This window comes from Polaromonas sp. P1_G2 (assembly GCF_056405515.1).
In genome coordinates, this window is sequence record NZ_JBFUBY010000029.1 from 46,641 (window position 1) to 53,138 (window position 6,498).

The 6,498-nt window shown below is 59.9% G+C and carries 7 protein-coding genes; 1 reads left to right on the forward strand and 6 read right to left on the reverse strand.

Features of this window, described 5'->3' with window-relative positions:
* Positions 1-2: 2 nt before the first annotated feature.
* The 4 genes from AC1D0P_RS05260 to AC1D0P_RS05275 are packed head-to-tail and all read right to left on the reverse strand — an operon-like array spanning position 3 to position 3,176.
* The gene (locus tag AC1D0P_RS05260) at positions 3-1,232 is read right to left on the reverse strand and encodes a pyridoxal phosphate-dependent aminotransferase (protein ID WP_477675735.1); all 1,230 of its coding nucleotides are present in this window, start codon (positions 1,230-1,232) and stop codon (positions 3-5) included.
* Positions 1,223-1,837: an RraA family protein gene (locus AC1D0P_RS05265; protein WP_477675736.1), complete on the reverse strand. Its 615-nt coding sequence runs from the start codon at positions 1,835-1,837 to the stop codon at positions 1,223-1,225. Before AC1D0P_RS05265 ends, AC1D0P_RS05260 begins: the two co-directional genes overlap by 10 nt.
* Positions 1,837-2,499 (reverse strand): RraA family protein, encoded by a 663-nt coding sequence (locus AC1D0P_RS05270; protein ID WP_477675737.1) that lies wholly within the window; start codon positions 2,497-2,499, stop codon positions 1,837-1,839. The genes AC1D0P_RS05265 and AC1D0P_RS05270 overlap by 1 nt, the downstream gene beginning before the upstream one ends.
* An 8-nt stretch (positions 2,500-2,507) precedes the next feature.
* On the reverse strand, positions 2,508-3,176 hold the full coding sequence (locus tag AC1D0P_RS05275; RefSeq protein ID WP_477675738.1) for an RraA family protein: 669 nt from the start codon (positions 3,174-3,176) through the stop codon (positions 2,508-2,510).
* Between the two features lie 153 nt (positions 3,177-3,329).
* Here AC1D0P_RS05275 and AC1D0P_RS05280 point away from each other — a divergent pair, with 153 nt between their 5' ends.
* On the forward strand, positions 3,330-4,226 hold the full coding sequence (locus tag AC1D0P_RS05280) for a LysR family transcriptional regulator (RefSeq protein WP_477675739.1): 897 nt from the start codon (positions 3,330-3,332) through the stop codon (positions 4,224-4,226).
* A gap of 40 nt (positions 4,227-4,266) precedes the next feature.
* On the opposite strand, the gene AC1D0P_RS05285 is transcribed toward AC1D0P_RS05280, so the two are convergent.
* Entirely contained in the window at positions 4,267-5,289 is a 1,023-nt protein-coding gene (locus tag AC1D0P_RS05285) for a hypothetical protein (protein WP_477675740.1), read from the reverse strand.
* Entirely contained in the window at positions 5,286-6,317 is a 1,032-nt protein-coding gene (locus AC1D0P_RS05290; protein WP_477675741.1) for a hypothetical protein, read from the reverse strand. The genes AC1D0P_RS05285 and AC1D0P_RS05290 overlap by 4 nt, the downstream gene beginning before the upstream one ends.
* Positions 6,318-6,498 lie beyond the last annotated feature (181 nt).

Genomic DNA, 6,498 nt, shown 5'->3' on the forward strand with positions numbered 1-6,498 from the left:
AACTAGGTGAGGGACGAACAAAAGTGCTTGATGCGATTGCAGGCTTCCACCAGCAGTTGGTCATCCGCGGCGAAGGCGACACGGATATGCGGGCCCAGGCCAAARGCACTGCCGTGAACCGCCGCGACACCGGTTTGCAGCAGGAGCTGATTGGCGAAGGTTTCGTCATCCGCGATGTGCGCGCCATCCGGCGTCTTCTTGCCGATCAACCCTTCGCAGGAGGGGTAGGCGTAGAACGCGCCTTCCGGCTTGATGCAGCTGAGTCCAGGGACCGTATTGAGCATCGAAACGACGAGATCCCTTCTTCGCTCGTAGGATTTCCTGGCAAGCGCAATGAAATCTTGCGGCCCGTTGAGCGCCTCGAGGGCCGCGTACTGCGAGACCGAGCTGGCGCCGGAGGTCTGTTGCCCCTGGATCTTTTCCATTGCGCCTAGAAGCCACTCAGGCCCGGCGCCATAGCCAATCCGCCAGCCGGTCATCGCGTAAGCTTTTGAGACGCCGTTGACGATCAAGGTCCGGCGTTGGATGTCTTCTCCGAGCTGGGCAATGGTGTGAAAGGGTTGCTGGTCAAAGACGAGATGCTCATAGATGTCATCGGACATGACCAGTACCTTGGGGTAGTCCCGCAATACATTCACGATCACCTGCAGGTCCTGCCGGCTGTAGACCGCGCCCGAGGGATTCGAGGGGGAGTTGAGGATCAGCCATTTGGTCCGGGGTGTGAGCGCGGCACGTAAATCTTTCTCCGCCAGCTTGAAGCCGTTCTCCATTCGGGTCGGGATGATCACGGGCCGGCCGCCGCAGAGCAGCGCGATTTCGGGGTAGCTCACCCAGTAAGGCGCCGGAATGGCCACCTCGTCGCCCGGATCGAGCGTTGCCATCAGGGCGTTGAAGATGACCTGTTTCCCGCCGCTCGACACCATGGTCTCGTTGGCGCCGTAGCGCAAGCCGTTTTCGCGCTCGAACTTTGAAACGATGGCCGCACGTAGAGGTGCTATCCCCGCAACCGGCGGATAGCGTGTGTGGCCCGCGTTGATGGCCGCGATGGCGGCTTCCCGGATATTGGCAGGCGTGTCGAAGTCCGGCTCTCCCGCGCTCAGCGAGATCACATCGCGGCCGGATTCCTTCAGCGCGGCGGCCCGCGCAAGCATCCCGTAGGTCGCGGACGGCTGGACGGCCGCCAGCCGTGCGCTGAGCGGGCCGCCATCCGCCAGGGTAGTTTCTAGCGCCATTTCTGCAAGCCCAGAAGTTCGAGGGTCGTGGCGCCTGCTCCGAGCTGTTCCATCATCAGGGCCTCTTTGCCGGCGCGCTCCTTTGCGGCGCTGATGACGCGTTCGACGTGCATCCGGGGAATCACCACGACGCCATCGTCGTCGGCGACCACCAGGTCACCCCGGGAAATACCGCAGTCCGCTATCTGAATGGATTCCCCGACGGAGTTAAACCTTGCCTTGGCCGTTCCCTGGACTGAAATTCCTCTCGTAAAAACGGGGAAACTCCGCCGATTCATGGCCGCGATATCGCGCACGCCGCCGTCCATGACCAGTCCGGCGATGCCCCTGGCCTGGGCGGCGACGGTCAATACCTCTCCCCAGTAGCCGGCGACAAAACCACTGGCGTCGACGACCAAGACGCTGTTCGCCGGCGCTTTTTCCAGGGCAATGTGGATGGCGAGGTTGTCACCCGGTGCGCACGACAGCGGATAGGCCTCGCCTACGAGCACCTGGCCGGGGCGGATGGGACGAATATTCCGGTCCAGTGCGCATCTCAGGCCCGATGCCTCGAAAAGCGTCGAAGAGCCGAGCTCGCCGGCCGTTGCAAACAGCTTGGAGTTCATCAGGCCTTCCTTTGCAGGGTGTGGTACCCCAAAGCCGCCCGGGCTTCTTTCAGCGTCTTGCCTCCGGAAATTTCCTCCCTGATCYTCCGCTCAACGCCTTCAATCTTCTGGGCCGCCTCGGCGACTTCCCTGGCTCTCTCCCGCGGCACCACGACCACGCCGTTCGCGTCGGCCACAACGATGTCGCGAGGCCTGACCCGGGCGCCGCCTATGGAGACGGGGACGTTCGCTTCCAGGAATTCGACCCGGTCTTTCCCGGTCCGCATATAGCGCCCCCGGGTGAACATGGGATAGCCGTCGGAAATCGCTTTCATCACGTCCCTGCACACGCCGTCGATGACGGTGCCCGCGAACTTCTGCGTGCCGGCGACCTGGGTCATGATGTCGCCCCAGACCGTGCAATCCGTCCGGCCGCTGTTGTCGATAACGACGAAGTCGCCCTCGGCCACGTCGTCAATAAAGTCGCCGGCCGTGCCGGGCGGGTTGCTGGTTGGAACGTAGCGCACCGTAAAGGCCGGGCCAGCGACGGTTTTGGCGTAGTTGGCCAAGGGCGCGATGCCCAGGCACTGACCTGGGAGGCCGAGCCTGTCCATGGCGTCCGACACACCCGGCGTATCCAGGCCCTCGAACAGCGCCACAAGGTCTTTGTCTTCGATACTCATTTCCATGCTCATTTTTGTTTCTCCACCACGATGGCGGCGAACTCCTTGTCATGCATGACTTCGGAGACGGAGCGGCCGGCGCGGATGGCCTGGACCATGCCATCCTGCCGCGCGGCGATCTTTTCGCCCAGGGCGACCACTTCCTCAATACGGCCGGCGGGAACGAACACGGTTCCGCAGCGGTCGGCGATCACATAGTCGTCCTGGTGGACCGTCACGCCCTGCACTTGAATCGGTTCGCCAGAGGAGATTTGCGCGACCCTGTTCCTGGCGCTGATCATCGTGATGCCCCGCCCAAAAACGGGGTAGCCAATGGATTCACTGCCCTCGATGTCCCGCGAGACGCCGTCGAGAACGGTGCCCTTGATGCCTTTCAGTTGGGACGCGTTCGCCACCAGGTCGCCCCAGGAGGAGATGCCTTCAAGTCCCCCTGTAATCACCAGGACGCGGTTCGCCGAGTTGACCTCGGCGATCACGGGCGTGATGGGGTGGACCGTGGCGCGGGGATCGGTTTTGGGCCCCAGCTGGATCGTGGTGGCGAGCCCGACGATCTTGGGACAGTTCCAGAGAGGGCGCAGGCCGAAAGTGGCGCCTTTGAGTTCAAGGAAATCAAGCGCGTCGGAGACGGTGTTCGTGTCGAGCTGGTAGAGCCGCTGGAGAAGTTTTTCTTCGGTCATGTGTTGGATTGAAGTTGGATGTCTGCGCTGTTTCGGCTACATTTTTCTTGCAATGGATCAAATCGATTCCTTTGCATGACATCAGTCTCTCTCTCTTGAAGAGGGGTGTCTATTGCCTTGAGACTATTGAATCCATACACAAAAGGAATCGAAATGATCAACTTCAGAATCCTTCGGCATCTGTGGCTGTTTTTGGCGGTTGCGGAAGAGCGCCATTTCGRAAAGGCGGCCAAGCGCCTGGGGATGTCCCAGCCGCCCCTGACCAAGCAGATACAGGTCCTGGAACATGCCCTGAAGGCCAGGCTGTTTGAGCGTTCGCAAAGTGGAGTGACGCTGACGGCGGCCGGGCTGGCGATTCTTCCAGCCGTGCAGAAATTTGCGGAGCAGGTGCAGCGCCTTGAGCTTTCCGTCAGGGAGGCGACGGGCGGCCGCACCGCCGTGCTGACAGTGGGAACCATCACCTCGGCGATGTTCGATGTGCTTCCCGAGATCATTGAACTCGTCAAGAAAGATCACCCGGGCATCACAGTCTCGCTAAAGGAGGCGGACACAGCCAGCGCGCTCGCCGCACTGGAGAGCGGCGACATGGACGTCGCGTTTGTCCGGCTAAACGGCAGCTACGGCGCCGTGACCGCGGTGCCCTTGATCAAGGACCGGCTGGCCGTGGCCCTGCCGTCCGGCCACAAACTGGCAAGGCACAAGTCGATCAAGCTGGCGGATGTTTCGGAGGAAAACTTCGTGCTGTTCCCCCGCTCCATCAGCCCCGCATACTTCGACGACGTGGTGACCGCGTGCAGGGATGCCGGCTTTTCCCCCCGGATTCTTCACGAAGCGATGTCGGTCGCGTCCCAGCTGGCATTTGTGGCGTGCGGACAGGGCGTGGCCGTCGTGCCTTCCGCGCTGGGGAAGATGAATACAACAGGGGTGAGCATCAAGCCGCTGCGGGATGCGGTCGACGTTGTGACCATCGCGGTTGCCTGGAACAGGCACAGGCCGAATGCGTCGGTGGATGCCCTTGTGAAGATTGCCCAAGGCTGGGCGCAGGCTTGACGCAAACTCGCATTCACCACGTACGCCTGCTCCGGATGCATCAAGCAGCGAACTTAGGCCTTTTCCAGATCACGCCGTCCACAAGGTAGTGGTGGAAATTCACGGTGAAATGCAAGATGAACACGGTGGGCAAGCCCAGCCAGATCAGTTGCCGGCCGGCCACCGAGAGCGCTTCGTACATCACCGCGCCCAGCACCAGGCATACGGCGAGGTATTTGGCCGCATTTTTGAATGGCTTCACCAGGCGTTGAAGCTCCTGGGTAGCTATGGGCCCTTGTGCGTCACGGCGGACATTCTGCAGCCAGACAAACTGCAGGTATTGCAGGTTGTGCCAGATATTCACCACCAGCCACCCCGACGTGATGTCGGTGACCCACAGGTAGGCAACCGCGGTGACAAGCAGGTGCGATGCCACAAACAGGCAATGCCCCGCGTTGAGCCGCCCGGCCAGCGCAAGGCGCAGCTGCCGGTACCCCCACCACGCGCACGAAAAGACGGCGACGATGCCTGTTGCGCCTGTCAGCGCGGCGTCGACAGGAGGAAGGTAGATGGGGTAGCCATAGAAGAATTCAGGGGCCGTTGTGCACCGGTGCATCAAGCCCCAAAGCGGAAAGAGGTAGATCAGGCTCTCCGCCAGACGATCCGGTCCCGCGGCTTGCGGGTCGGCCCTTCTGTATGCCCTTGCAATGCCGAAGGACTGCCGGGTGACATGGTAGGTCTGGGCGATGAAATACAAAGTAAACAAGCCACCCAACTCATAGGCCAGGGCCACCATCGTGACCCCGRCAAGCACGATGGGCGGCAACCCAAAAATCAGGAACCAGTGCCTTTTGACATGGGCTTTGTCAAACCCGATGCGGGTATAGGTGGCAATGACGTGGGGACTGGCGAACAGCCAGACGTCGACCAGCACCACCGCCACAAACATCGCGGGCGAGATGGTTGCCAAAGCGCCCAGGACCAGCGCGATGCCGGCGGTGCCAAAGAGGAACAGCCTGTCAAACCACGGCCCATAGAGGAGCGGGCCGTGATTGGCTGGACCAACCAGCAAGCGCAGACTCATGTTGGAGGAGGTGGTGGTGGCCGTGCGGAGCCCAGCGAAGCAGCTTTTGGCGGCCGAATGTACTGCGTTCCCGGCCGAAGATACCGTTCCGTTGACGCCCTGGTTTTCTCGTAGGCGCCATTGAGTCCGGACTCAAACCGCGAAGCCAGTGTCAGCCTGCCGGACATGGCGGACAAACCAGCGGGCTGCAGTGTTTGATAGGGGTCATACAGCCGCACTGTTTCGCAAGGGAAACAAAAGTCGTCGGCATCAAACTGGCTTGCGAATTGAATCGAATACACCACACCATTGGGACTGTCGCTGTCAATCGGGAATGAAAACGCCAGAACCGAATCAGCCGCATCGGCGGCAGGATTGCTGTCACGCAGCAAAATGAATCCGGACTCCGTGAAGGCACGGGCTACCTCCCGCTTCAGATCCGGCAGTTTGACCTTGACGTAGGAGTTGTCGTAACCCGGGCGGTTACGCTCCCCGCTCCACATGTTTTTGTACTCAAACCCGTGTTGGGGATCCAGGTAGTTCTGCGACTTGTTTTTAATCGACGCATACGCCTGATCGATGTCCGGGTAGAGCCGGCTGCTGAGATCGTACTGGGCCATCCATGGCAGTTTCCCCATGTCCCTTTCATTCAGTATTCGTCCCCTGCGCAAGAAGCAATTCATGCACTTGTTCTTGACAACGGTGCCGTCGACCTTGAATTCAAAAATCACGGTTCCGGATTTGCCGTTCTTATCCATGGGATAGGAGAACTGGAAGACCGTGCTGTCATCCGCATCTTTTCTTTTAGCAAGCAGGGAAAAATTGAATTCCGAAAATGAATCAACCAGCATTTGACTCAAATGATCCGCTCTGATGTTGCGGTAAATCGCCACGGGGAATGCGTGCGGCACCCAGGGATTTATTGTTACGACGGGTTTTGCAACTGGCTGGCTGCTTGAAATGGAAAAACATCCAAGTCCCAGGATCAATGCCAAAAAAACTGCAATTCTGGACAACATTTTCAGTACTCCCCCGTTGACGTTATCCATGGATTAAACATCATGGCCGTCTTCCATCAAGAGGAGTTTTTTAGCTGGATTGGATACCGCATCGAACCCAATTCACCGGACGCCAGCCATTTTGGCCATGAAAAAAGCGCCTGAAGAGGCGCTTTTTTCAAGGATGCGGCCTGGGGCCGCATCGGCAAACCGGCTCAACCCTGGTGAGGGC

Excerpts from the sequence above, each read along its gene's own strand:
- AC1D0P_RS05290 (WP_477675741.1), bottom strand. The coding sequence starts at position 6,317 with ATGGATAACGTCAACGGGGGAGTACTGAAAATGTTGTCCAGAATTGCA.
- AC1D0P_RS05265 (WP_477675736.1), bottom strand. The coding sequence starts at position 1,837 with ATGAACTCCAAGCTGTTTGCAACGGCCGGCGAGCTCGGCTCTTCGACG.
- AC1D0P_RS05275 (WP_477675738.1), bottom strand. The coding sequence starts at position 3,176 with ATGACCGAAGAAAAACTTCTCCAGCGGCTCTACCAGCTCGACACGAAC.